Raw genomic sequence first — 24,104 nt, forward strand, 5'->3', positions numbered from 1 at the left:
GCCGCGGAGTCGTCGCCACCAGCGAATTCCATGCCTGCGGGGAGAAACGAGCAAGAATCTTCGCGCCGTACTGGTCCCGCAATTCGGTACCGCCTGCGGCACGGGCCGTCAGCCGCTGGTAGACCGAAATAATGTTCATGTTGGCCTGGCGACCCTTGAACAGGCTCTTGGCGAGCTGGCCGAACACCGGCGGGCGCGCCGGGTCCTTCTTGTCCTTGACGTCCATCCAGGTCTGGTAGGACTCTTCCGCGAAATCGTTCTGCTCCTCCATGACGAGGAACCAGCGCGGGAAAGTCGCGGACTTATCAGCCTTCTTGATCTGGTAGCGGCGCTCCATTTCCAGCGCGAATTCCGCGATGGCGGCCCACTGCTCCACGATTTCGGTGTAGATCTCGACCTCGGGAATTCCGTCGAGACAGTCCAGCGAAATCAGCTTCGGGTCGATGATGATGAACTTCTCGGCACCCTTGCGGATCTGCTGAACGATGATGTTCCGCAGCGTGCTGGACTTGCCGCCACCGGTGCCGACCGACAGCCCCACGTGCGGAGTCTCGTCCTCGAAGTCCAGGACGATCTTCTCGTTCCGGCTCCCCAGACCCAGCAGGACCTGCGAGTCCGGCAGCGCATCGATGATGTCCTGCACCTCGTTGAACAGCACCTTCTGCGGAGGCCGCGGCGGGTGCTTGAACGTCACCTTGAAGTTCCGGTGGTCCCAGGACGCCTCCCACTCCCCCGGCACACGCCGTTTGACCAGCGAGGACACCCGCTCCTGCTCACCGGTACCCAGCTCGGCCTCCGGCGGCAGCTTCACGGACAGCACCGCGTTCTCCAAGGCGCGAGCCTGACGCTCCGTCCACCAGGTCACCACCCGGCAGCCGTGCACCGCGTCCGACCACTGGCGAGGCCGACGCAGCATCTTTTCCCTGGTCAGAGCCAGTCGCGCGACCCAGCCCCAGCCATCAACGCGCTCCATCACCGACGCCGGCAGGCGGTCGCGCAGCGTGCGGCGAGTGACGTCGTCCCCGCCCATCAAGTGCTGCGGAATCGACACCCAGTCCCGGTAGGAGGCACCGTCCGGGATGTCACCCAGGATCTTCCGCAGCGCCGCGAAGAAGGGCTTCACGACCCGCTCCCGGTGCTGGCGCTTCGCCCGGCCACGCCGCCACAGCCACACCGACATCACCAAGATGACCAGCAGCGTTGCGGTGAACAGGGCCTGGTAGTTGACCCACAGCCACCACACGCCGAGCAGCACGGCGGCCAGGACGATCAGGAAGAGCACCACCGCCCACCGCGGAACCATGCTGATCCAGTGCCGCTTGTGGCCGTTCGCCCAGACTCCGGGCATCCAGCCCGGAGCGTCCGCGGCCTGCATCGGCATCTGCTGACGGGCCATCCGCTTCAAGAACCGGCGCTCCGCCCGACTCCCGCGGCCCCCGCCGAACAGCAGCACCATCAGCAGGACGCCGGCCGCCACGATCCATACGGGCATCGCTACGCACCCGCCTTCTGCGTACCGCAGTCCGCGGCCCACTCGCCCTTCAGGTCGACCACCCGGACCGTGGTCCCGGGCTGCATCGCAGCGAGGATCGCCCGCACCGCACCGCTCTTACCACTGCCCGTCGTCCCGCCGAGCAGGATGTGCCCCTGCTCGAACGCGCCGACCGCACTGCTCTGGTCGCTGCTGTTGGCGATATCCCGCCGCTCCGGCCCCTGCTGTCCGCCTGTCAGAATGCTGCTCACGGTTTCCTCCACTGTGCTGGTGGGCCGTACCGGTCGGCGGGGAATGCCGCCAAGCTCTTCATCCGCCGACCGGACCACCCGTCCACTACGGGACTGATCAGGTATTTCGCTGCTCGATTCCTGCTGAGGGGGCCTGCCGCAGCCCTGCGGTACGGCCGGGACGATCACGGGGACCGACAGCACGGGCTGCCCGCCCTGCCTCGCCCGCTGCATCCCGGCAACCACGTCAGACCCCAGGGGTAGGGCGCAGGGGGCGGACATTGCTCCGCCGCTGCTCCTCCACCTGCTTCTTGGCCACCCGGTACGCCTGGCCCTCGTTCACGCCCTCCCTGCCGTGCTGCGCGAGCCACCGCACGAGCTGCCCGGCAACAGTGGTCCCGGTCTCCCGGATCGCGTAGCGGATGGCATCCGCGTTCGTCTCCAGCTCCTCCGACTTGAGCGCCTTGATATGCCGGGCCCGGTCGATCTCCTCCTGGCTCAGCACCGGCTCCGCCTCGGGCTGCGGCTCCACGTCCTGCTCCTGCTGCTCCCACACCGTCGCGTTCAAGACCGCCTCCGCATCACCGGCCTGCTGCTCAGGCAGCGGCGCGCCGCCACCGGGGCCCTCCGGTCCGCCGTCGTCATCCGGACCGTCCTGGTCGTCGGCCTTCACTGCGTCGGTGATCCGCTTCCACTCCTCATCCAGATCACCCTGCGACGCGGGGAGAGGGTCGCCACCGGCCTCCAGCTGGAGCGGCCCGACAGGAAGAGCGCCGTGCTCGGCGACGTACGCCCGGAACGCGGCGTACATCCGCTCTTCCACGCTCAACTCCGGCGCCGTCGCAACCGGAGCCGCGGTGAGCTCCGGTACGTCCACCCACGGAGACTCAAACTCCAGGTTCACCAGGGCCGGAGCGTGCGAGGAGACCGCCAGATCGGCCAGCAGCAGCCGCTTCCGCTCAGGGTTCGTCGCTACGCCGGCCTCGCGGAGCGTGGTCCGCATCTTCGCCCGCAGCTTCCGTCCCTTACGCCCGTTGAGCTTCTTCTCATCGAGAGCGCGGTACTCGTCGGCCAGCTCAGCGGCCCGGCTGCGGGCCCGCTCCTCGATGAGCTCCTGGGCGTCCTTGTCGTGCTCGGCGATCCCGAGCCGGGCCAGGAGCTGCTGCTGGAAGCGGCGAAGAATCCGCGCGCCGATGCCGTTGTTCTCCCGGTTCTCCTCCGCCTGCCGCAGCTCGATCCCCATGGCCAGGTGCCACAGCAGCGCAGCACCCAGCGGACCCAGAACGATCCGCCACGCCGCTCCCGCGACGGAGTCAGACTCCGAAATGGCCGGCACCGCCAAGAAGGCGGACAGGACCCAGACCAGCACACCCGGCAGGCCCGCACGCCCCATCTCCTTGTTGTGCAGGTTCTGCCGCGCCATCAGCGCCAGGCCAAAGAGCATGACCTCACCGGCCAGGAAGAGGCTGCCCCGCTCCACCACGTCCGTGATGTGCAGGTGCTCTCCCGCGAACCGCCACGCCGTATTCGCACCAACGCCCGTGGCGATCAGCGCGCCGATCGTCGACACGATCTGCGCGACCGTCAGACGGCCCTGGGCGTAACGGCGCGTCCTGAACGCCTTCACCCCGGCCTTCGCCGCAACGACCAGCAGCGCCAGCGCCGCCAGTCCAAGCAGCACGCCCACGAGGGCGGTAGGCCAGGGATTCGCCTCAGCGAAACCCTCGATCCAGTCGGTCATTTCGTCTCCCAGTCTCTGAGCGTGTGCATAGCTGAGTTGCAAGGACTGATGCATGCTCCCTGCCTCCCCAACGCTAGCGCACTGCTAAGAGTTCTGCATAGTCTCAATGACAAGAGTTCTGCTAAGTGACGTGCTTAGCAGCGAGTCATGCTGCTGCGGCAAGCGGACAGGTCGGTTCGACGCGGGAGGGGAGTCGGAGCACGGCGGCGATGCGGCGCTGCTGTACGGGGAGCAGTCCGCCGTGGATGCTGTCGCGGGTATCGCCGGTGAGGATCGCGAGGGAGAGGCAACGGTCACGGACCGGGCAGCGCTCGCAGATGCCGCGCTCCTGCTCGGTGCGTACGAGGTCGCGGGCGACCGTGCGGGCACCGACGGCTCCCAGGAACCAGCGCTCCGGTGCATATCGGCGACATTCGCCGTGTTCTTCTACTACGAGCTCCAAGTCGGCCAGCAGGATCGAGTCACTGACCGCGACCACTCGGGTCGCGAGCTCAGTGATCGCGTTCTGCAGCAGTGCTGCGTTCTTGAGGATCCCCTCCGCGCCTTCAGTCGCGTTGCGGTGCCTGCTGAATCCGCGTGTAGGGGTGGGCTGCTGCCGCTGCATTGCTGTCCTCCCGTGCTCGATCCTTACCAGCCGTCAGTGCTGGTCGATAGGCTGGAAATTGCCTGTGATCCGGTTGTAGCCCCGAGGCAAGGCCGAACGGCAGGTGCAGCATGTGGCCGCTGCGAGGCGGCCACGTGGGCCACATCGGGGAGGACGGCGTGGGACAGCGGCCGAATCAACTGACACCGCATGCGAGTCCGAGGCACCGCCTGGGTGCCGAAATGCGTGCGTGGCGCGTCGAGCGCGGGTTGTCGCTCGGCAAGTTGCAGGCCCGGATCAGGTACGACTACAGCTATATGGCGCGTTGCGAGCGCGGGGAGCAGGCACCGTCTGAGGCGCTGGTGAAGGCGTACGACGCCGAGCTGGCGGCCGGCGGTTCGCTTGTCCGGCTCTACCAAGATCTGCAGGCCGGAGTCAGTCTGGACGTTTTACCTCGTGGCCATGTGGCCAAAGTGAGGCCTCATGTGGCTAACACCCCGGGGGCCCTAGCTGACATTCCGGGCGTACAGGCACCGTCAGAGGAGGAGGGGATTTCCGTTCCCTGCCGAACCTCCGACGGAAGGATCATCTTCGTGTCTGTACCTCGTAGGGCATTTCTGGGCGGCCTGGGTGCTGCTGCTGCGGGCATCGCGGGCGCGCCGCTGGCCCAGGCAAGTCCGGTGCCTCCCCGGGTGCCTGCCCCGGACCGCAATCCGATCGAGCATCTGCAAGCGGTTCGCAGGGTGTTGATCGACTCGGACAACCTCTTCGGGCCGCGTCAGGTGATCCCGAAGGTGCAGGAGCAGATCAATGCCATCACCGCACTACGTGAAGGTGCGCGTGGCGCGGATCGTCGCCAGCTGCTTCAGGTGCAGACACAGTTCGCGGAGTTGTGCGGCTGGTTCCACCAGGACGCGGGTGATCACAGGGCCGCGCAGTACTGGACAGACCGGGCGCTCCAGTGGTCGCACGGCGCTGGCGACCCGGACCTGACGGTCTACATCCTGGCGCGCAAGAGCCAGTTGGCCGGCGACATGAAGGACCCGGTGGAGGCGGTTGACGTAGCAGAAGCGGCGGAGGGAACAGCGCGGCCTGGAACTCGTCTTGCGGCTGTCGCCGCGACCTACGCCGCTCACGGGTATGCGCTTCGAGGCGAGTCGACGGAGACATTGCAGGCGTACGACCATGCCCAGGACCTGCTACATGACATCAACCCCGACTCGTCATCGGCATGGGGTGTGTGGCTGGACGACGCCTACATCGATGTCCATCGGGCCCGGAGCCTGTCCGTGCTCGGGAACCACAAGGCGGCAGCGGAAGGGTTCCGCGCTGCGATCGCTGCTCTGCCAGCTGGATACCACCGGGACCGTGGTGTCTATCTCGCCCGGGAAGCGCTGGCGCTGGCGGGCAGTCGTGAAGCCGAGCAGGCCGCCACGGTCGGTCTGGAAGCGCTGTCCATTGGCAGTGAGACCGGGTCCGCGCGCATCATGACGGAGCTGGCTCAGTTGGACACCTCATTGCGGCAGTGGCGTACGGTCCCCTCAGTGCGCGAGTTCACCGAGGCGCTCGACGCCTGCGTCCTTCATGAGGCGTGACCCGCACCACTGCCCGTTGCTGCTCTTACCAGGGAGAACACGTTGCCTCGCCCCTACGTCCTGCTGAGCGTCGCCACGTCGATCGACGGCCACATCGACGACACGAGCCCGGACCGGCTGTTGCTGTCCAACTCAGCCGACTTCGACCGCGTCGACCAGGTCCGCGCGGAGTCTGATGCCATCCTGATCGGCGCGGGCACGATGCGCGCCGACAACCCGAGGCTGCTGGTCAACAGCGAAGAGCGCCGCGCGGCCCGGGTCGCTGCGGGCAAGCCCGAGTATCCGCTCAAGGCCACGATCAGCGCCTCCGGTGACCTCGATCCCGAGCTGAAGTTCTGGCACTTCGGCGGCGAGAAGGTCGCGTACACCACCGACTCGGGTGCAGAGAAGCTGCGTGATCGGCTGGAGGGTCTGGCCGATGTCGTCTCGCTCGGGGAGACCGTGAACTTCGGCCGGCTCCTGGACGATCTGGGCGGGCGAGGCGTCAAGCAGCTCATGGTGGAAGGCGGTGGTTCCATCCACACCGCGTTCCTTTCTCAGGGCCTGGCCGATGAGATTCACATGGCCATCGCACCGCTGGTCGTTGGGCAGGCCGATGCGCCTTCGTTCCTCAGCCCAGCCATCTACCCCGGCGGCTCCACCCACCGCATGAAGCTCGCGGAGGCCCGCACCATCGGCGACGTGGTGCTGTTGCGCTACCTGCCCAAGCAGGAGAGCGGCCAGTGACCAAGCGCGCCTGGACGGACGTCGACGTGCATTGGTTGCAGGCGGCCATCGAGCTGTCTCGCTTCTGCCCGCCGGCCATAGGCGCGTTCAGTGTGGGTGCGATCATCGTCGATCGAGACGGTGCGGAGATTTCCCGTGGCTACTCCCGCGAGGGTGACGACCCGCACCTTCACGCGGAGGCCGCGGCGCTCGCCAAGGTAGACGAGGAAAAGCGGCTGCTGGGCGGCACGATCTACAGCTCACTGGAGCCGTGCAGCCAGCGCCGCCACCCAGTCGCGACCTGTACACAGCGCATTCTCAGCTCAGGGCTGAGCCGTGTCGTGATCGCCTGGCGCGAGCCTTCTCTGTTCGTCGATGACTGCCAGGGCTTCGAGATGCTGACGGCCGCGGGCCTCACTGTCGTTGAGGTTCCGGAGCTGGCTGAAGCTGCGCGTGCCATCAACAGCCACCTGGGCGGGATAAGCGCCTGATCTCCGCTCTCCCGAAGGCCCGGGTCGATGACCCGGGCCTTCGGCGTTCTTGTGGAACACCGATCCTCCTGGCGCAGGCGCTCGAAGGTGGCCGGATAGGCCCGCTCCCCGCGCGTGTCAATGAGGCACTGCGGGGCTCCTCCGTCCAGTGTTGTCGATGGCGGTGAGGGCAATCGTCACGCCGCCTGACCCTAGCTTCTGTACCAAAACCGGGTGGGCGACGCGGGAGGGAAGTCGGGCCTCGGTACGCTCCCGGCATGCTCATCGCGCACGTAAGTCCCAGGACCATGGGCAAGACCACGAACGCCGCGTTCCTGGCGCATGCCATGCATGAGCGCGGCTACTCGATGATTGGCTACGACGCTGACCACTCGGGGCAGCTCACGAAGTGGGACGCCAAGGCGAAGTTCCCCTTCCCCGTGCTGGGCGCGGCTTCCGAGACGTTCCACATGAACGTCCCGAAGACCCTCCCGCCCGACACCGTCGGCATGATCGACTGTGGCCACGCCGAAGACCACGTCGGCGTCACCACATCGGTGCTGCGCTGCGCGGACCTCGCGATCCTCAACTCGTCTCCGTCGACCGCCGACCTCTACCGCATCCGAGACTTGCCCATGCGGAAGATCGTCGACGACATCGCCCCGCTGCGCATGGACTCGAAACCCCCCGAGGTATGGGTGCTCCTCAATCGCTGCCCGACCCAGCCCAATTCCAAGGCGGTGCCAGACGCCCGCAAGTGGTTCGCCAAGCGCAACTGGAACGTCTTCACGACCACCGTGCCCTTCCTCCAGCAGTACTCTCAGGCAATCCCGTTTCCCGTGCAGGCCGCGGGCTCGCACCTGGACCAGCTAGTCACTGAGATGAAGGACAGGGGGCTGATCCCGTGAGCCGTCGCGGCATCGCCGACCTCGATGACGACGACCTCGAAGAGGGAGTCGGAACCAGCAACTTCCCCGAGCAGGGCACCAGCCGCGAGGATCTTCCGGCTGTGCCCGAACCGGTGGAAGTAGCCCAGGGTCGACCGCGGCCGGCCTTGACGCTGGCTGACCTTCCGGAGCCGGAAGAGACTGACGCCGTCGGCCCGCTGTCCGCAGAGGAGGAGGACCTTCTCCATCTCTGCATGCGCGGCATCGAGCAGTTCCAGAACGCCTGGTGGGTCATGGCCAAGTCCCTGGCCAACATCAACGCCCGTCGTCTCTACCGCAAAACGCACGCCAACTTCGAGGACTTCTGCTGGGACAACTTCAAAAAGAGCCGCCCCACCGCGTACGAGGAGATGACCGCGTACGCGATGGGAGAGCTTCTGTCTGCGCGTGCAGACAAACCGTTCGATGAGAATTCGAACGAAGTGTCTGCACGCGCAGACACCCCTGCCATCGGCAAGAAGGTCGCCAGCGCCTACAACCCCATCACCAAGGACTACGGAGCCGAAGTCTCCGTCGCCGTCCACGAGACCATCGAGGACGCCACTGGCAAGAAGGTGCCCGTCAAGGAGATCAAGGGCATCATCCAGCAGCTCCCGCGCAAGAAGGAGAAGGAGCTCACCCAGGAAGAACTCACCGCGCTGGCCCGCGAGCTCGCGACGGCCCAGGGCGGCAACGGCTCGGGCAGCCAGCAGGGCAAGAAGGAGCAGGAGGCCGCGTCCGCCGCGACCCCGGCCCTGGATGCACTTCGCGCCGCCGTGGACGAGCTGGAGTCGGCACACCGCGCCCTCGCCCCGACGAAGATCAAAAAAGCCCTCGAAGAAAACTCCGACAAGGCAGTGGCGATCCTCAACGACGCCAAGTCGGCCGCGGACAAAGCCAACAAGCGAGTCGAGGCATTCCTGCCCAAGTAGGCCGCCCGACCTCTGACATGCCGAAGGGGCGGGACCCGATCCACTCGGGTCCCGCCCCTTCGGCGCACGTACGCATCACACAGGCCACCAGTCCTTCTCAGCTCGATGAGTCTCCCACCGACGATTCGGATCGCTGGTCACTTCGACGTAGAGCAGCTGATTGTGCTCGTCATAGAGCCGGTATAGGGCTGTGCGCGAGTCACGCATCATCACCGCCCTCCTGCCAGGCGATGCCAAGCGTGTCGACGATGCGCCGCAGAGCGGTGATGTAGTTCTGCCGGTTCTTTCCGCTCGGCTCGGTCTTCCCCTGCTCCCACATGCTCACGGTCAGCCGCGAGACTCCCAAAGCCTTGCCGAAATCATCCTGGTTGATCCCCGACGCCTTTCTGATGCGGACCCGGTCAGCGGACGGGGGGAGTTCCGACTGCTGCACCGGGCGCATGAGGGCATCGATCGCCTCATTGATCATGTCTTCTCCCTTGGCCTCTTTGCTCGACATTAGCGCACCTCTATGCAGTAGTCCATGCATTGCTCTATGCTTCTAACCATGCAGGGCGTCGGTCCGGCGCTCAGCATCCACTATGCACAGCATCCCATCAGCAGGTTTGCGGAGACAGCTACTAGGGGGCTTCACGTGGCCGCACAGCCGACACAACACCCGGCCGAACAGGACGCTGACGCGACGCGGGAGGAGGGTTCCTCCGCTCCGACGTGGGACTACGGCGCGCCGGACCTCGGGATTGGGAGGCTGACGCGTCCGGTCGCTCCTCGTGAGGAGGGCGAGTGATGGCCGCCGTTCCGCGTCAGGTCCGCAAGTTCGTCGACCGCGCTTCGCTGATCGTGGCCGTGCTGATCGGTCTGCTCGTCCTGTGGGGCGCCGGCCTCCAGCTGATGCCGGTGGTGGTGTTCCTGGTCTCCGGTGCGTTCGTCTACGGCGCGTGCCAGTACCTGGCGCTGCGTCTGCTCGGCAAGAAGAAGTCCCGTCGCGCCGCCCGGCGCTGACGGTCCGTACGAGAGGGGAGATGGACATGTTCAACCGCATTCGGGATCTGGTCACCGAGGTGACGGGCCAGAGCCAGATGAGCCGGGACATCGATCAGGCCGTTGCGTCCGGCGACCAGGAGGCAGCGTCGACCTTCCGCACCGGGACGGTCGCGGCCGTGTTCACCGACAAGGGCCGCAATGCCCGCGGGAAGGAGGTCGCGGAGTACGCCCGCAAGGTCATGGAGACCGACGGCAAGGGCGACCGTTTCTACCGGACCTTCCCTCGCCGGGACCGTGACTGACGGAGGTTGCCTGCGAGCGCCCGGCCTGGTGGCTGGGCGCTGGTGGAGAGCCGCTGGCATTCCGGCCCGGCGAAGCGAAGTTCCGATCTGATCAGCAGGGAGATCCCATGAGCATCGAACGTTCGACTCTGGCCTTCATCACCGTGATCGCTGCGCTGGTCGGCCGCCAAGGCCGGCCACGATGCCGCGTCGATGGGCGGCGTCGCGTACGTGCTGGTCGCCGGGGTGCTGGCGAAGCTGTTCGGCGGTAGCGCCGTCACCGTCATCGCCCGGTCGGTGCTGCTGGTGGTGGGTGGCGTGTTCGCCGTTCTGGCCTCGTTGCTGCTGTCGCGCAGCGCGGATATCCGGCTCGCTGCGACCACTTCTATCTGAGACCGCGGGGGCCGGGATGGTCCCGGCCCCGCAGGAAGGAGTACGGCATGACGTTTCAGGCGAACGACACGGTCCTCATCGTCTCCTGTGAAGACGACCCTCGCGCCGCTGGCAAGACCGGCCGGATCATTGACGAGGTGCCGCCGGGGCACTTGACCAACAACAGGTGGACGGTGGGCAGCATCAGCCTCCTCATCGGCCCTGTTCTGTGCCGGACGAGCGAGCTGCGGAAGGTCTGAGGTGCTGGTCATGAGTGCTTGGAAGCAGCCGATCTCGTTAGTCCTGTCGATCGCGGTGTTCAACGCGGACGCAGTGATCGCGTGGGCGGCCGGGGTGATGTTCGGCATCGTCGCCTACGGCGTGCTGGGCCTGCCGTTGTGGCTGGCGGCCGTGATGGCGTTGGTGGTCGTCCTCGGGGTGTGGTTCGTGTCCGCTCCGCTGTGCGGCCCGTGGATGATGTGCTGGTCGGGGCGGATCAGGAACTGGGGGAGGCCCGCGCCCGTACGCCATGTTCCTGCTCCGGTCGATGCTCTCGCCGCGCTCCTGGAGCCTGTGACCGGACGGTCGGTGCCGGCGCCGCAGTCGCGGTCGACGGAGCCGCGTCCGTTGGAGTCGTACGAGCTCGGGACGTGGGAGTGCCCTTGGTGCGAGCGGCCGGCCGTGTCCGGCACGCACCACTGGGATGACCGGGGGCCGTACCAGCTGCTCAGCAACCACGCGCTGGAGTGCCCGAGTGGGCACCGCTGGACGAACAGCACGGACGGGGGCTGAGCCTGCGGGCTCGGTCCGCGGGACTGAATCCGAGATCACGACCTGTCGGCGGAGTGCCGGTGGGAAGACTGTGCCGGGGCCGGTTGGCCGGCCCCGGCGGGGAGGGGAACTTCTGATGTTGAGCAATCCGTCGATCCGCTGCGCCGAGTGCGGATCTTTCGAGCTGCGGGCTTCGTTCTTGACGTACGACTCCGGCGGCCGGGATGTCTCCGGCTTCACGTGCACCCGATGCGCCTTCGACTGGGAGGTGTGGGAGACGCCGCAGTTCGCCGCGCCCGACTACGCGTCGGCCTACTCCGGCGCGCCCGGTCTGGTGGACGAGGAGCTCGCCCTGGTGCTGCTCGCCGAGGGCGTCAAGGAGCGGGCCACTCAGGCGCTCATCGGCAAGGGGCGTGCGGTCGACAGCAGTGAGCACCGTGTGGTGTTGCTGCGGAAGGCCGGCTGGCTGGATAGGGCGGCGCGTGAGCGGGAGGTGGGCTGGTACCTCGGGCAGTACACCGACGACGAGGTCAACAACGCGAGCACCAAGGCGGCGCGGGCGTCGTTCGAGTTCCTGCAGTTCGACCTGGACCACGGCGGGGTGTACTTGGAGGGTCCGATCGAGCCCAGCTCACCGGAGTGGGATAACGCTGGCGGCACCCGGGCGTACGTGCGCCAGGAGTACCGCGAGCTGCTGGGCCAGGAGCAGCGCGACGAGGACGAGGACCGCGCGCAGATCTTCCCGCGCCGGGGCGCGGACGGGGAGCTGTACGGGCCGGACGGGAAGGCGCTGTGATGCCAGAACATGGGCTGAGCATTCGAACTGCCCAGGCTGCCTGGTCACAGAACACCGACGGCGTCTGGACCTGGTATCCCCAACCCAGCGGCATGGTCCGCATCTACGCCTCGTTCGATGACGAATTGCTGCGCAAGCACGGGGCGTTCCATGAGGCCGGTCACGTCGTGACGTCGCTGGTGCACGGCCTCGGTGTCGACGGCGTTCATCTCTCACCCAGTGCACAGGGCCACATGTTCCATACGGTGAACAGCGGCACTATTGCCAGCTGGACGGGTTACGGGGCGATGCTCGCAGCTGGGGAGCGAGCCGCAGATCGGTGGCTGCGCGAGATCGGGCAGTGGACCCCGGAGCGGGCCTGGGCGATCGAACGCGGTGCTCGCAGCGACCGCGCCACGGCCGTTGATTTCGCTGCCCGGACCGGGCAGAGGTTCGAGTTCCTGGCCCACCCTTGGGATGGCTGGACAAACGTCTGCTCATGGGCAGACGGCAGTCTGGACGCCCACTGGAGTCGAGTCGTCGCGGTGGCCGGCGCCCTGCTGGATAGAGGCGCGCTGAGCGCAGCAGACGTTGCTGAGGTAGCGGATCTCCCCAACCCCTCAGCCGTCATAGTTTTACCCGACGACACGGGGGAGGGGTCGGCGTGATGCCGCGTACGGATGCTCGCGTCTGGAGGGCGGCCCGCAGCTTCGAGGAGCTCGCCGCGCTCACCGCTGAATGGCTGGAGGGCCGCTTGTCGGGGCACCCCAACGGCCATCACGACGGCCCTGATCCGGAAACGATTCCGCTCGTGCCGGTCCTCGCCCAGGCGAACCGCGGCGGATTCCTCACCGAGGGCAGTCAGCCTGGCGAACTCGCCCACCACGAGGGTGCTCCGTGGCATCAGCGGGCCTTTGTCTCCGGGTTCGCCGGCCCCGGCCTCGCTGCCACGGTCAATGAGCTGGCGTGCCGGGCCGGGCTCGTCACCCGCGTCTACCTGCCCGCCGGGCGGCCGATGCTGGAGGGCGGCTCTGTCGACGTGACGCGGTGGGGCAGTCGTATCAACACCGGCATCGGTGACTTCCTGAAGCCTCGCTCGGTGCGCCGGACCTTTCCCGGGTGTCATGCGGATGCACTGTGCGGGGTCATCGGGGCCTGGCAGGTCACGGTCGTCGACCCCGAGTGGGGCCGCAACGATCTGCTGTGGCCGACGCTGCGCCATGCGCTTGAGACCCACCAGGTGCTGGACCAGCCGACCGGGTACTCCTGCGGCATCATGACCCGCGACGCGGGAGAGGGGTGAGTCGCGTGACCTCACATAGGCACGATGACACCGCGGATGTGGTTGCGCTGCGCCAGCAGTTGGCGATGGCTTCCGAGTTCCGCGTGCCGGTCCCAGACACGGGCGTTGGCGGGTATGCGGAGGTCGTGGTCAAGCGGCAGCTGGACGGCCGCGGGGAGCGGTGGGCGGTAACCGATGGTGCCTTCTCTGGGCTGCGGGCTTGGGTGGAGGGTGAGGGTTGGCGGTACATCAGCGACGTCGGCCGGGCGGTGGCCTACCGGCACACCCGGGACGAGGCGCTAGCCATGGCCCACCAGGTCGCGGAGATCGAAGCAGCCTGCTACCAGGCTGAAGTGGCGGCCAATCGGCCGGAGGTCGACGAGCCCTAGGGCTTCTCGATGCCGGTGAGGCCCGGTCTACGGGGATCGGGCCTCACCGGCATCGGGAGGTGGAGACGGGCGCGCACCCCCGGTTGCTTGAGGATCGGTCTGGGTAGAGGTGAGGCGGCGTGGGCATGACGCTCCTGACCGAGGGCACGCCCAACTACAGGCGTGCCCGGCATCGTTGAGGGAGAAGTGTGAACCTGTTCAAGTCGATGTCTGCGCGGTGGGCTGCTGCTGGGGAGCGGAGGGAGCAGCGCGACCGGGAGAAAGCGCAGCAGAGTGCCAGGCGTGAGCGTTTCGAGAGCCGTCACCGGTTACGGCTTTCCCATGCAGCGGCGGTGTCTTCGGTGGAGATCACCTGTCACGAGGACACGTGGGAGTTCATCAAAAGGCTGGTCTTCCCCTATCCGGCTGCTGGCTGCCACATCGCTTTTCACGGGCAGGTCGATCCCCAGAACTTCCCGGGCAAGCGAGTCCGTGTCGACAGCAGGAGCGGTATGGCGACGGTGACGCTGTCTGGTCCTCATGTAGTGCGGTGCCTGACGATCTTTCGTGCTGTCCTCGCCTCGGGTCCTGATCACTTCAGCCAGGACGCCCAGCGGTACGCGATGTCGGAGCGTCTGTATGACAGGTTCGCCGAGCTGGTTGACGCCATCGACCCGGACACATCAACCGGCGCCATCCCGCAGCTGGTCATTGATGCTGGTCTGGAGAGCGACGGCCACGAGCCTGACACCGTTACGTAGCTGATCGCGCGGGGCCGAACGGCTCGGCTCGCAGGAATGATGATGAGGCCCGGTCCGTGGGACCGGGCCTCTCTGCTGTGCGTGCGTGGGGGCGCAGCCGCATCTCCTGACCGAGGAACTCAGTCAGCACGGCGAGCGGCGGCGAGGGCTTTCTCGACGAAGGCCCGTACGACATCGGCGGCTTCGGTGGCGGTGACGTCCTTGGTCCAGCTGCTCTGGTGGCAGCGCAGTGAGAACCGGTGCACGTCGTGTACGTGCTCCAGTCCCTGGGTGTAGGGGCGGTGGCGGCAGCGGCCGTGCCGCTCGGTGGCCTCCACGTGCTCGCGGATCACGGCGATGCGGAAGCGGCGGGGGAGGGTCTTCTGCTCCAGGCAGCCGCGGCACTCCAGGAGGTGCAGCACGCTTCCTTCGCGGAGGAGGAACCTGACTCCTTTGCCTTCGAAGGTGTTGCAGCTGGCGCACAGTGGGCCGCGGACGTATCCGTGGTCGTGACAGTGGTCCCAGGTGAATGCTCGGCTCTGGGCGCACAGCCGGCACAGGTAGTCGTCGGCGCGCATGGTGCGCCGCAGCGATTCGTACAGCACGCCGTGAAGGTGGCCTTGGTAGGTCTGGTACGCCGTGCCCGAACAAGGCGGGCACAGAGTGATGTAGCCGTTGGCCGTAGGTGTGCGCCAGGCCCAGAGTGGTCCTTTGGTGCCGCAGCTGGAACAGATCCGAGCCTGGTTGACCAGGTCGTCCTCCAGCCGTTCCCAGCGGTCCAGCAGGTCCGCGTACGCCCGGGGCAGGAGCCAGTGTTCGCCGGACCAGGACAGCAGCCGGCGCGGTTTGGTGCCGGCGATGTTCTGCATGTGCGAGTCGTTGCTGCGGGCCTGGATGAACTCGGTCATCGTCAGCCCGCCGGGTAGGCCGTTGTCCCCGATCTCCTTCCAAGAGTCCCAGTTCTCGTCGTACGGGCGATCTTCCTGGAACGCCTTGTGCCGGGCGGCGTTGAACATCCATGTCACCAGTTGGCGGCGCCAGTCGGGGCGGGCCCATTCTTCGAGGCCGATGTGGTCGCGGTACTCGGGCAGGTGGATCTCTGCGAGGTCATCGAGGTTGATGGGGAGTTCGGCTAAGGCGCGGCCGGCGCGGCGGACGTCGCGTTCGTCGTACCTCCAACGGCCCTTGTACTTGTAGCCGCGCAGCGCGGCGTCGCCGATGACGGTATGGCCGTGGTGGTGGAGGAGGTCGGTGCGGAGCAGGACATCCGGATCCAGGGGGAGGGCGCAGTTCGCGGTGAGGTCCGCAAAGGTGGCGCGGGCTGACTTCGGGCTCATCATGGGCATGGCCGGATGGTGGCAGCAGGGTCTGACATCGCCGGCGGGAAATCCGTACAGACAAGCGGCACTTCGTACGGTTGCTGGAATGCTCGCTCACCGCCGGACGGCTACAGGACCGGTGACAGGGCTCCCTAACGGTTACATCGCAGGTCAGAGGCTTGTAGCCGTTCGTCCGGGCTTGCGTTCGCGGGATGGTGGCCGCATCAGCGGCTGTAGCCGCTGACCCGCCCGGTGCCACTCCGCAACGGTTACATCGCAGGTCAGAGCGTTGTAGCCGTTCGTCCGTGCTCCACTCGCGAGGGGTCTGGCCTGCGGTTTCGCTGTCGGCCGCATCTGGCGGTTGTAGCCGTTGGCGCGGAGAGGAACGGCTACAACGGTTACGTCGCAGGTCAGAGCGTTTTGGCTCGTGTAGCCGTTCGCTGCTCTCGGACCGCGAAAGGGCCTCTGACCTGCGGTGTAACCGTTGCGGAGCGCGCTTGCGGAGCTCAGGACGTGAAAATGCCTCTGACCTGCGGTGTAGCCGTTGTAGCCGTTGTAGCCGTTCTTTTGGAGATTTCGCGTAGTGAGTTTCTAGGAGGGTGCTGAGCGCCCGTACACGGCACGTCTGGCCGGTGACTGTCGCCGGACCTACGCCCACCCAGAGGGCTCCAAGGGGCCTGGGGTTAGGGGCCTGCGGCTGAGCGGTTACGTGCTCTGGAGGCGTTCAGGGCAGTCGGGTTGGGGTGACCAGTAGCAGCTCGGAGCGCGGCCCTGGCAGTACGGGCAAAGCTCCAGGATGGAGGTCAGCGGGAGGCCGTAGGTCCAGCGCAGGCAGGAGCGGGCCTGGAACGGGCCGTGTTCGGCCGGCCGGTGGTGGAGGGCACCGAGTTGCGACCAGCGGCGTTCGGCCGTCGTGCGGCCGGTTGGCTTGTGGCCGGGATCGGCGGGGTGGAGGTCCAGCCAGTAGTTCAGCGGTTCGTTCCCCCGGCCGTCGACGAGGCCGGGCACGCCGAAGCGCTCGGCGACATCGGCGAGCCACTCGCGGGGCGAGGCACCCGGGTCAGCGATGCGGCGGGTCTCCCATTCGTCCATCGCTTCGGCCAGGCGTACGGCTTCGGGGTAGACGACGGCGGGGGCGGCCTGGCGGCGCCGCAGCTTGGGCCCGACGGGCAGCGTGTCTTCCCTGTGCCGCCATAGGTCGCGGGCGAACTGCTTGGACGCCCACCACCACAGGGTCACCTGGTGAGCGTCGGCAACCAGAGCGTCCCCGGCCGGGCCCCGCTTGTGGTCGAACGCCCGGTGCCGCTGAAGGGCCCGTCCGATGTCGGGGAGGGGCGTGGTGTCGATGAGGTAGCCGCTGTCGTCGCCAGACTGCCAGCGGCGTCCGCACGAGCACGGCCGCCATCGGTGGCCGGCCGCGACCAGCCAGGCGCCGTCCTCCAGGCACAGCGGGCACGCCTTGAGCGGCCTGGCTCCAGCCCCGTCCGGCCACGTGGTGATGCGTACGGCTGCGCCTGCGGCTTTCAGGAGCCGGTCGGAGTGGAAGCCGGGAAGTGCTCGGCGCAGCTGGTCCTCATCCCGGCCGACCAGGGCGGCGAGGCGGGTCACTGCTTCGATGCTCAGGTCGACTTCTTGGAGGTTCGGGCGGAAGTCTGCGGGGACTCGGGTGGGCAGTCGACCGTGGTGGAGGGCCTTGAGAAGTCGGGGGAGTTCGAGGGCGTTGGCGCTCGCTGTGCGGGCGAGGAACGAGCCGTTTGTCTCCGCGTGGATGAGCGGGACGCGGATCGGCAGGTCGCTCGGTTTGAGCGGCTTGGCGGTCGTACGGGTCCGCCTGGGCTCGTTGGTCGTGCTCTGCGTCATGGACAGACCGTGGCACACCTGATCTGTGGACGGCGGCCGGGAGTCCTTGTGATGTCGACGCGGGGAGGGGGTGCGGTTGGCGCCGTCTTCATCAAGTGCTCGTGAAGTCAGGTGAGTTCGAGAAAAGAATCATGGACAACCCCCTTGTGTGCGCAAAGCGCACACCTCTACATTGAAGGTGTGCGGAAAACGCACACCCCGTCGGAGAAGGGATCGACCATGGCCGTCGACATCACCAAGCAGACCAGCGGCACCGCCCAGATCACCTGGCACCCGAGGAACGACGACCCGCGCGGATACGTCGCGAAGGCCATCGAAACCGGCCGCCTGGAAGACGCGCTCACCGTCCTCGGCGCCAGCACGATCGAGCACCTGATGACGTCGCCGGGGAGTCTCAAGCACATCGCCCAGTCGACCGCGCTAATCCAGCGGGAGCTCGAACGCCGGATGCGCTCCATGGTCGTAGAGCTCAAGGACCGCCAGGGCCTGTCCTGGTCCGAGATCGCCTTCCTGCTCTACGAGGACTCCGAGAAGCGCTCCAGCGCCCGCGCGGTCTACAACGCCGGTGTCCGCCAGCTCGGCCTCGACGACGCCCAGGTGCACGAGGACCAGGACGACGACCCGAGCAGCGACTGAGACACCGTCACCTCTGGTGTGCACTCAATCGCCGCCGTCTGACACCGAGCCACGGAAGGACACGCACACCATGAACAGCACGCCGAAGATGACGCAGGAGCAGGAGCTCGCCGCGGCGGTCGCCATCGTCCGCGTCGGCCTGGACCGGATCCGCGACGCCGCGACCCGCACCGAGGACGTCGCCCCGCACATCGCCAGCCTTCGCGCCCTGTACGACCACCGCGACCCAGAGGCCGGCGTCCTGGCGGCCATCGCCGACGTCATCGGCACCATCACCGTCTCGCTCACCGAAGTCGGCCACACCGACAGCGAGTCCGCCGTCGAGCTCCTGGACGAGGCACAGGCTTACGCCCAGGACAGCACCGGAGACCGCATCTACCGCGCTCTGGAGAAGCTCGCGCCGCTCCTGGTCTGCAAGGAGTGCGGGCAGCAGAAGGACGGCGTGAAGGTCATGCCGGACCCGTTCACCGAGAATTTGGACCCGGACCGTGACGACCACGAGCTGATGCCGCTGTGCGCCGACTGCGCCACCGCCAGGTTCGAAGAGAGCTGACCAACCCACCCGCTTCACCAAGCAGAAGGAGAGTCCAATGCTGGCTATCTGGGAACTCTTACGGCCCCGCGAGCGAGGCGCCCTCTACAGCGAGACCCGCCTTGAGTCATGGCACCGCATGCGTGAGTTCAACCGCCGCAGCAGGCAGATGATGAAGGAGCCCTGGACGGAACCGCTCGCCATCGAGATCACCGGCGAGGACGTCAAGGCGATCGAGGCCATGGTCACGGCCTGCGACGACTCGTGGAACCGCCGCCGCAGTGACGCGCCCATGCACCACGACGGCCTGATCAAGCAGCTCTACGTTCGCGTTGGCGCAGCCACCGCGAACACCTCTCAGCCGGAGACCATCCCGCTGTACGAATCCGAGATCCAGACCCTGGAGCTGCTGCTCCCTCTCCTGGGCCAGTACGGCGCTCGCTCGGACATCGAGGCCGCCCGCCACATCCTCAACAAGCTGCACGCCCTCCAGGGCCGCGCCCGCGCCATGCGCACCATCGGCGGAATCCCCGTCACCGACCCCGCGATCGAGCGCTGAGAAGAACTTCACCGCCCGGGTCCTGATCGGGGACCGCGACGGCCGCACCCGCGCCGTCGTCCTGGGCGACGCCGTCGCCGAAGTCCTCAACGGCCGCGGCATCCCCACCGAGGTGGAGCACCACCACCTCGAACCGCAGAAGTAGGCGTGTCCGGGACTGCTGATACCAGCCCCAGACACCCCGACATCATCCACCCGGCGCCCCGCAAGCTCCATGCGGGGCGCCACTCGTTGTACAGCGACGCGGGGAGGGAGTCAGGGCCGCTGTCCGCGACCGGGTCCACCAAGGCGTCAGTGCTGGTCGATCCATGCCAGGCCCTCACGGTCCAGGACGGTTGTAGCGCGGGTGACGGCGACGTAGGCGAGCATCGCGTACGTCGCGCCGACCTGGCCCACGGAGCCGTTCTCGCGGCGCGGCGGGGGCGGGAAGTCGGTCGCGATGCGGACCCGGCCCCACTCCAATCCCTTGGCCCGGTGCGCGGTGGAGATCACCAGATCCGCCGACTTCGCATCCGGCGCCATCCGGTCCGCGGCCTTGATGATGGCCTGCGCACCATGGGTGTCGACCGCCTCCACGAGGGCCTTGAGGTCGGCGCCGTCGTCGGTCGCCGCGTAGTCGTGCACGTCGTCCCAGGAGGTGAAGGCCAGCAGTTCCGGGTGCCCGGTCACGCCTGTCTCCTTCAGCTCCTGGCACGCCTTCGCCAACGCCTTCACCTTCGAGGTACCGCCGACCAGCGCCGGGCGCCGGCCATGTGCGAGGGCCTCGATGGCAAGCAGGATCGCGCGGCCGTTGGTCCGGCACAGGATCGCGTCCGGGTCGTCCAGGCCACCCTCGATGACCCGGGAGGCGCGGTGCGGGCTACCGGTCAGCCGCATCCGCGTCTCCAGCCGCCGCAACCATCGGTTGGCCTGCTCCGCCACGGCCGGGCCGAACCGCCACGACTGGCTGAGCATCAGGCGCCGCTCGGCGGGCCAGGTCGCCATCGCATCGACTGCGCCGCGCCACTCGTACAGCTGCTGGCAGGAGTCGCCGACCGCGATCAGCTGGGCGTGGCTCTGGTTCTGGATGACCTGGGCGACCACTGGATTGGCGTCCTGCGCCTCGTCCAACAGGATGTAGGCGTATGGCAGAAGCGGTGCTCCCAGCGCCCACAGCTTCAGGTACACGTCCGGGGTGAACCGCAGCCGCCCCTCCCTCGACGACAGGTCCGCCCAGACCGCCCACGCGTACGGCAGCACCGCCGCGCGCAGCTGCTCCGCCTCGGTGGGAGTGAGCAGCGGAGGGACGACGATGTGCCGCGCCTCGATCTGCCGATCGGCACTGTGGCACCACCGCTCCACGCTCTGCGTCGCCAGCTGCGCCAGATGCGCCGGCCCGTACACGAGCTGGCCGTTGACGCGCAGCGACTCGCGGATGCCGAGGACCTCCGCCTGCTGCGCGCCCGTCAGCCGCGCCGACTTCAGCCGGTGCTGGAAGGTATGGCCGACCGCGGCGAACGCCAGGCTGTGCGCGGTCTTGCACGAGACGCTCCCGCCGTCGGGGAAGGCGGACTTCGCCGACTCCACCGAGGACCGGGTGAACGACGTGTACAGGCCCAGGCCCGTCATCCGGGCGGCCGTCATGACCAGCGTCGTCGTCTTGCCCGTACCCGCCCCGGCATCGACCACCATGTTCGCCCCCGACGCCCCGCCGTCGGCCACCTCCTCCTGCTCCTCCGTCGGCCGCGGCTCGCTGCGCACCGGCTGTACGGGGCTGTGCGGTCGGGCCTGCCCGTCCGCCGACAGACTGTGACGCGGGGGAGGGGTCGCGGCGGTGAGCCAGCCGATGGCCTCCAAGTCGGCGACGGCCCGCTCTGCGAGCCCCTGGAGCTCTCGCAGCCTGGCCGCGTCCAGGCGCTCCAGATCGCCCGCCTCCTTTGTAAGGCCGGCCGCTGCCTGCCGCAGCTCGACCAGACTTTTCCAAGCCGTCAGTCTCCGCTCCCACACCAGTGGGCCGGTCTCGTCCGCGTGTTCGTGATCGGTCATGCCGCCGACCTTGATTGGACCCACGGGGCAAAGGCCAGCGCGGAACATCCCCAAGTGCCCGATTTCCCGCCGGGCGGTCATCTTTCTGCTCCTGCGGTTTGCCACACGGGAAATGCCCTCCACCGACGTCTCTTCCCGGCGAGCCGGATGACGGCGTAAGAACAACGCGATGCCCCGGCCCCTGGGTCAGCGGGGTCGGGGCATCGGCGTACGACCGGCAGCGGGATCAGGGGTAGAAGGTGTCGTATGCGTGCGGGCTTTCCGCCAGCTCGTCGAGCGCGGCTTGAGCCTCGTCGGCGCCTGACCACCGGCGAGGCGACGCGGGAGAGGGGATTGCCTTCGGGCCGTGTGCCAGCAGATGCCGCACCACCAGGGCGACGTCGCCGGGATCGGCCCACCGGACCAGCGGCAGTTCCTCGTACCTCTCCGGCCATCCGTCGTACACCTCACCCGTCCACACCCACGCGTCCGGGAACCGCGCCAGAGCCAGGCCGATGGGCCAGGCGTGCGTGTTGGCGGGGTTGTTGTCGCACCACTCAATGATCCCGACGTGCTCGCGCTGGCCCTGGCGGTGTCGGGCGACGCAGTGCCAGCGGTCGGTCCACACGCCCTCTGCCTCCAGGGCCTGCTCAACAGCGTGCAGGTAGCCGCACAGTGGCGATTCCATCGGCATTCTTCAGTCCTCCCGCGCCGTGCCGTTGGCGGGCGCGGGGACCAGGACGTCGCCGCGGCCGGCCATGTACGTCACCACCGCGCCCGGCACTTCCCGCGACGGCACCGGACCGACCAGCGAGGCAGGCAGTACCGCTTCCTGGGCGGCCAGGAGCTCCGCCAGGCGCTCCCCGGCACCATCCGGGCCCGTCACTGCCACCCGCACCTCGTACGCGTCCACAGGGCTGCCGTACGGCCGCTCCTGCGCCTCCCGGCGGCTTCCCTGGCTCTCACCCGGGCGTCCCGCGTCCTGCGTCTCTGCCATGCGCTTCAGGCACAGCCACAGCCGGTCCGCCGTCCCCGGCTGCCACGGTGTCCGCAGCTCGCCGGTGGCCGGGTCCAACTCGCCGCGCCACTGCGCGTACCGCGCCGCCACTCCGTCCGGCCAATTGCGCCGGTACTGGTGCCACACGCCCTGCTCCCTCGCCGCCGCCGGCTCCAGCTCCACCGGGTGCCTCAAGTCGCCCAGGCGCTCCAGGACCGTGCCCAGCGGCCCCCACACCACCCGCCGCCGCCCGGCGAACGCACGGGCCAGCTTCGCTGCGCCGACCTCTGGTGTCACCGCGTCCTCGGGTGCGCCCTTGGTGCGGGGGCCGGCCAGCCGGACGAGCACGTCCAGGACCCGTTTGCCGTTCTCGTCGACGACGTGCACCCGCCCGGCGAGCGGCGGGCGCCGCCGGCCCGAGGGCGTCGGCTCGGCGGCCACCAGCTCCACCCACGTCACCGCCAACGGCCCAGAGGCGAACAGGCCGCGGGCCCACGCGGCATTCTCGGCGCGCCGCTCACGTAGCTCGATCTGCGTGTCCACCACCGTCGCGATCCGCCAGCACATCGCGCACAGGTACCGGCCCTGGCGCTCCGACAGCGGCAGCTGGCACTGCGCCCCGCAGTCCGTGCACACCCGCACCGTCGCCGTCCGGCGCGCCTCAGCGGACGCCAACTGCACCCCGGAAGCCCTCGTCGGCCGCGACTCCCGCACGTCGTACAGCGGGATCTCCGTCTCCTTGTTGCGGTAGTCGCGGCCCGCCACATACCCGCGGACCGGCCCGGCCGGCTCCCGGGGAAGGTCCGCCCGCGCCATCTGAGACTTCGACGCCAGGGTCCACGGGACCGCGCTCCACCGGCTGAACCAGGGCGGCTGGAGCTCCGGCGCTGTCGCCGCTACGAACTCTTCGGGCTGTTCGACCACCTGCTGCTCCGTCACGTTGCGTCGCCTCCAAGGGGGTTGAGCGGCGTTTCGACAACGCCGTCGCCTATGGGGACGGTAGACCCGTCAACCCCCGGCGCGCAAGTCAGACAGGGCTCTGACCAGGCATTTTCTAGTTTGCAAACTTTGAGCGGAGTGCGGCTCCAGCTTCGATCCCTCGTTCCAGCCCACCCCGCCACACATCACCCACCGTCGTGACGTCATTCGCCAGCCGGGCATACTCCTTCAGCGGCCCCTCCAAGTCCTCCAGGTCCGCGAAGTACCGCGCCGGAACCATCCCCGGGTGCCGGTCGCGCCAGGACCGCAACGCCTCGATGCTCTTCACCGACGAGTGCCAGCACGCCGCATACACCCGCCGTGCCAGCGGCTGGGGCAGCCGCAGCGGCACACCCTTGGGGGAACCGCCATCCCGCGATCCGGGCCACCGGCCCGGGTCCATCGCCTCCTCGGGCACCGCCGGCCAGCGCCGGTCCCACCAGCCGCGGGCCCTCAACTCCAGCTCGATACCGTGTATGGCGAGCACGTCGATCGTGTCGAGCAGCTCGCCGGCCTGCCGCAACCGCCCCAGCTCCCGACGCCACGCCGCCCGCACCCGCGCCGCCTCCTGACGAGTCAGCCCCGCCACGCTCCACCGATCATCGCTCGCGAGCTCGCCGCGGTACTCCTTCTGCGCCTTGATCTCCTCTGTCAGCCGCTCACGTGTAACGGGCGACACCTTCGCAGTCACCGACTTCTTCCCCAGCTTGTCCATGCGCTCATCATTCCATTCCTAGTTTGCAAACCTCATCAACTCGCGGCGCGAAGCGACGCGGGGAAGGGGTGCGCACCCGATCCGTGCGCCCCTCCCCAACACAGCCCGGCCCCGGCGGCGCGAAGCGACGACGGACCCACTTCGAGCAACACGCCCCCTAGGACCCCAAGTTGATGACGCATCAGACGCGGGAGGGAGGCGCGGAGCGCCGACCCAGCGGTGCGGCGCGCGGCGCGCGCCACTACCCGCTCCGCGGG

The 24,104-nt window shown here is 68.0% G+C and carries 29 protein-coding genes; 18 read left to right on the forward strand and 11 right to left on the reverse strand.

From position 1 onward, the window contains the following. The 4 genes from RZ84_RS34685 to RZ84_RS34700 form a co-directional block, all read right to left on the reverse strand. A partial coding sequence (locus tag RZ84_RS34685) for an FtsK/SpoIIIE domain-containing protein (RefSeq protein WP_277816914.1) occupies positions 1–1,492 on the reverse strand: 1,492 nt, incomplete at its 3' end. Between the two features lie 2 nt (positions 1,493–1,494). Then, the gene (locus RZ84_RS39435) at positions 1,495–1,743 is read right to left on the reverse strand and encodes a type IV secretion system DNA-binding domain-containing protein (RefSeq protein ID WP_157879002.1); all 249 of its coding nucleotides are present in this window, start codon (positions 1,741–1,743) and stop codon (positions 1,495–1,497) included. Positions 1,744–1,969: 226 nt separating this feature from the next. Continuing rightward, positions 1,970–3,463 carry a hypothetical protein gene (locus RZ84_RS35435; protein ID WP_157879003.1) on the reverse strand — a complete coding sequence of 498 codons (1,494 nt, stop codon included), beginning with the start codon at positions 3,461–3,463 and terminating at the stop codon, positions 1,970–1,972. 145 nt (positions 3,464–3,608) lie between these two features. Continuing rightward, entirely contained in the window at positions 3,609–4,067 is a 459-nt protein-coding gene (locus RZ84_RS34700) for a WhiB family transcriptional regulator (protein ID WP_043271943.1), read from the reverse strand. A gap of 110 nt (positions 4,068–4,177) precedes the next feature. On the opposite strand from RZ84_RS34700, the gene RZ84_RS37640 reads away from it, so the two are divergent. The 5 genes from RZ84_RS37640 to RZ84_RS34725 all read left to right on the forward strand — a co-directional run bounded on the left by RZ84_RS37640 (position 4,178) and on the right by RZ84_RS34725 (position 8,674). Next, positions 4,178–5,641 carry a helix-turn-helix domain-containing protein gene (locus RZ84_RS37640; protein ID WP_277816915.1) on the forward strand — a complete coding sequence of 488 codons (1,464 nt, stop codon included), beginning with the start codon at positions 4,178–4,180 and terminating at the stop codon, positions 5,639–5,641. A 42-nt stretch (positions 5,642–5,683) separates the two neighbouring features. Next, a complete protein-coding gene (locus RZ84_RS42560; protein WP_043271945.1) occupies positions 5,684–6,367 on the forward strand; it encodes a dihydrofolate reductase family protein in 684 nt (227 codons plus the stop codon). Beyond that, positions 6,364–6,837: a cytidine/deoxycytidylate deaminase family protein gene (locus RZ84_RS42565; protein ID WP_043271947.1), complete on the forward strand. Its 474-nt coding sequence runs from the start codon at positions 6,364–6,366 to the stop codon at positions 6,835–6,837. Before RZ84_RS42560 ends, RZ84_RS42565 begins: the two co-directional genes overlap by 4 nt. Before the next feature lie 257 nt (positions 6,838–7,094). Further along, positions 7,095–7,724, forward strand: coding sequence for a P-loop NTPase family protein (locus tag RZ84_RS34720; RefSeq protein ID WP_043271950.1), 630 nt, complete (start codon positions 7,095–7,097; stop codon positions 7,722–7,724). Further along, on the forward strand, positions 7,721–8,674 hold the full coding sequence (locus RZ84_RS34725; protein ID WP_043271952.1) for a hypothetical protein: 954 nt from the start codon (positions 7,721–7,723) through the stop codon (positions 8,672–8,674). Before RZ84_RS34720 ends, RZ84_RS34725 begins: the two co-directional genes overlap by 4 nt. Positions 8,675–8,873: 199 nt before the next feature. On the opposite strand, the gene RZ84_RS34730 is transcribed toward RZ84_RS34725, so the two are convergent. Next, positions 8,874–9,173 carry a helix-turn-helix domain-containing protein gene (locus RZ84_RS34730; protein ID WP_157879005.1) on the reverse strand — a complete coding sequence of 100 codons (300 nt, stop codon included), beginning with the start codon at positions 9,171–9,173 and terminating at the stop codon, positions 8,874–8,876. 287 nt (positions 9,174–9,460) lie between these two features. Between RZ84_RS34730 and RZ84_RS34735 the strand changes: the two genes are divergently transcribed. From RZ84_RS34735 to RZ84_RS34780, 10 genes are all read left to right on the forward strand, one after another. Continuing rightward, entirely contained in the window at positions 9,461–9,676 is a 216-nt protein-coding gene (locus tag RZ84_RS34735) for a hypothetical protein (protein ID WP_043271956.1), read from the forward strand. A 26-nt stretch (positions 9,677–9,702) separates the two neighbouring features. After that, on the forward strand, positions 9,703–9,960 hold the full coding sequence (locus RZ84_RS34740; RefSeq protein WP_157879006.1) for a hypothetical protein: 258 nt from the start codon (positions 9,703–9,705) through the stop codon (positions 9,958–9,960). A gap of 192 nt (positions 9,961–10,152) precedes the next feature. After that, positions 10,153–10,332 (forward strand): hypothetical protein, encoded by a 180-nt coding sequence (locus RZ84_RS34745; RefSeq protein ID WP_043271958.1) that lies wholly within the window; start codon positions 10,153–10,155, stop codon positions 10,330–10,332. Between the two features lie 47 nt (positions 10,333–10,379). Then, positions 10,380–10,571, forward strand: a complete 192-nt coding sequence (locus RZ84_RS34750) for a hypothetical protein (protein WP_043271960.1) — start codon at positions 10,380–10,382, stop codon at positions 10,569–10,571. Positions 10,572–10,581: 10 nt separating this feature from the next. Next, positions 10,582–11,103 carry a hypothetical protein gene (locus tag RZ84_RS34755; RefSeq protein ID WP_157879007.1) on the forward strand — a complete coding sequence of 174 codons (522 nt, stop codon included), beginning with the start codon at positions 10,582–10,584 and terminating at the stop codon, positions 11,101–11,103. 115 nt (positions 11,104–11,218) lie between these two features. Next, positions 11,219–11,878, forward strand: coding sequence for a hypothetical protein (locus tag RZ84_RS34760; RefSeq protein WP_043271966.1), 660 nt, complete (start codon positions 11,219–11,221; stop codon positions 11,876–11,878). After that, a complete protein-coding gene (locus tag RZ84_RS34765) occupies positions 11,878–12,525 on the forward strand; it encodes a hypothetical protein (protein ID WP_157879008.1) in 648 nt (215 codons plus the stop codon). The genes RZ84_RS34760 and RZ84_RS34765 overlap by 1 nt, the downstream gene beginning before the upstream one ends. Beyond that, positions 12,525–13,160: a DUF6919 domain-containing protein gene (locus tag RZ84_RS34770; protein ID WP_043271970.1), complete on the forward strand. Its 636-nt coding sequence runs from the start codon at positions 12,525–12,527 to the stop codon at positions 13,158–13,160. The genes RZ84_RS34765 and RZ84_RS34770 overlap by 1 nt, the downstream gene beginning before the upstream one ends. A gap of 5 nt (positions 13,161–13,165) precedes the next feature. Further along, positions 13,166–13,528 carry a hypothetical protein gene (locus RZ84_RS34775; protein WP_043271972.1) on the forward strand — a complete coding sequence of 121 codons (363 nt, stop codon included), beginning with the start codon at positions 13,166–13,168 and terminating at the stop codon, positions 13,526–13,528. A gap of 188 nt (positions 13,529–13,716) precedes the next feature. Continuing rightward, a complete protein-coding gene (locus RZ84_RS34780; RefSeq protein ID WP_043271975.1) occupies positions 13,717–14,268 on the forward strand; it encodes a hypothetical protein in 552 nt (183 codons plus the stop codon). A gap of 119 nt (positions 14,269–14,387) precedes the next feature. Here the strand turns inward: RZ84_RS34780 and RZ84_RS34785 are convergent, their stop codons facing one another. Beyond that, entirely contained in the window at positions 14,388–15,593 is a 1,206-nt protein-coding gene (locus RZ84_RS34785; RefSeq protein WP_043271977.1) for an endonuclease domain-containing protein, read from the reverse strand. A gap of 678 nt (positions 15,594–16,271) precedes the next feature. Continuing rightward, entirely contained in the window at positions 16,272–17,426 is a 1,155-nt protein-coding gene (locus tag RZ84_RS34790) for a TniQ family protein (RefSeq protein WP_043271980.1), read from the reverse strand. A 180-nt stretch (positions 17,427–17,606) separates the two neighbouring features. Here RZ84_RS34790 and RZ84_RS34795 point away from each other — a divergent pair, with 180 nt between their 5' ends. The 3 genes from RZ84_RS34795 to RZ84_RS34805 all read left to right on the forward strand — a co-directional run bounded on the left by RZ84_RS34795 (position 17,607) and on the right by RZ84_RS34805 (position 19,153). Next, positions 17,607–18,062 carry a hypothetical protein gene (locus RZ84_RS34795; protein ID WP_157879009.1) on the forward strand — a complete coding sequence of 152 codons (456 nt, stop codon included), beginning with the start codon at positions 17,607–17,609 and terminating at the stop codon, positions 18,060–18,062. Positions 18,063–18,132: 70 nt separating this feature from the next. Next, complete coding sequence (locus RZ84_RS34800) at positions 18,133–18,615, forward strand: hypothetical protein (protein WP_043271984.1); 483 nt, start codon at positions 18,133–18,135, stop codon at positions 18,613–18,615. Between the two features lie 37 nt (positions 18,616–18,652). Beyond that, positions 18,653–19,153, forward strand: coding sequence for a hypothetical protein (locus RZ84_RS34805; RefSeq protein ID WP_043271986.1), 501 nt, complete (start codon positions 18,653–18,655; stop codon positions 19,151–19,153). A 291-nt stretch (positions 19,154–19,444) separates the two neighbouring features. On the opposite strand, the gene RZ84_RS34810 is transcribed toward RZ84_RS34805, so the two are convergent. From RZ84_RS34810 to RZ84_RS34825, 4 genes are all read right to left on the reverse strand, one after another. Continuing rightward, positions 19,445–21,178, reverse strand: coding sequence for a UvrD-helicase domain-containing protein (locus RZ84_RS34810; RefSeq protein ID WP_078894875.1), 1,734 nt, complete (start codon positions 21,176–21,178; stop codon positions 19,445–19,447). A gap of 226 nt (positions 21,179–21,404) precedes the next feature. Beyond that, positions 21,405–21,851, reverse strand: coding sequence for a hypothetical protein (locus RZ84_RS35445; RefSeq protein WP_052230633.1), 447 nt, complete (start codon positions 21,849–21,851; stop codon positions 21,405–21,407). 3 nt (positions 21,852–21,854) lie between these two features. Then, positions 21,855–23,093 carry a hypothetical protein gene (locus RZ84_RS34820; RefSeq protein WP_043271988.1) on the reverse strand — a complete coding sequence of 413 codons (1,239 nt, stop codon included), beginning with the start codon at positions 23,091–23,093 and terminating at the stop codon, positions 21,855–21,857. 115 nt (positions 23,094–23,208) lie between these two features. Next, on the reverse strand, positions 23,209–23,847 hold the full coding sequence (locus RZ84_RS34825) for a hypothetical protein (protein ID WP_052230634.1): 639 nt from the start codon (positions 23,845–23,847) through the stop codon (positions 23,209–23,211). Positions 23,848–24,104: the final 257 nt, after the last annotated feature.

The organism is Streptomyces sp. CT34, from assembly GCF_000805335.1.
Classification (GTDB): Bacteria; Actinomycetota; Actinomycetes; order Streptomycetales; family Streptomycetaceae; genus Streptomyces.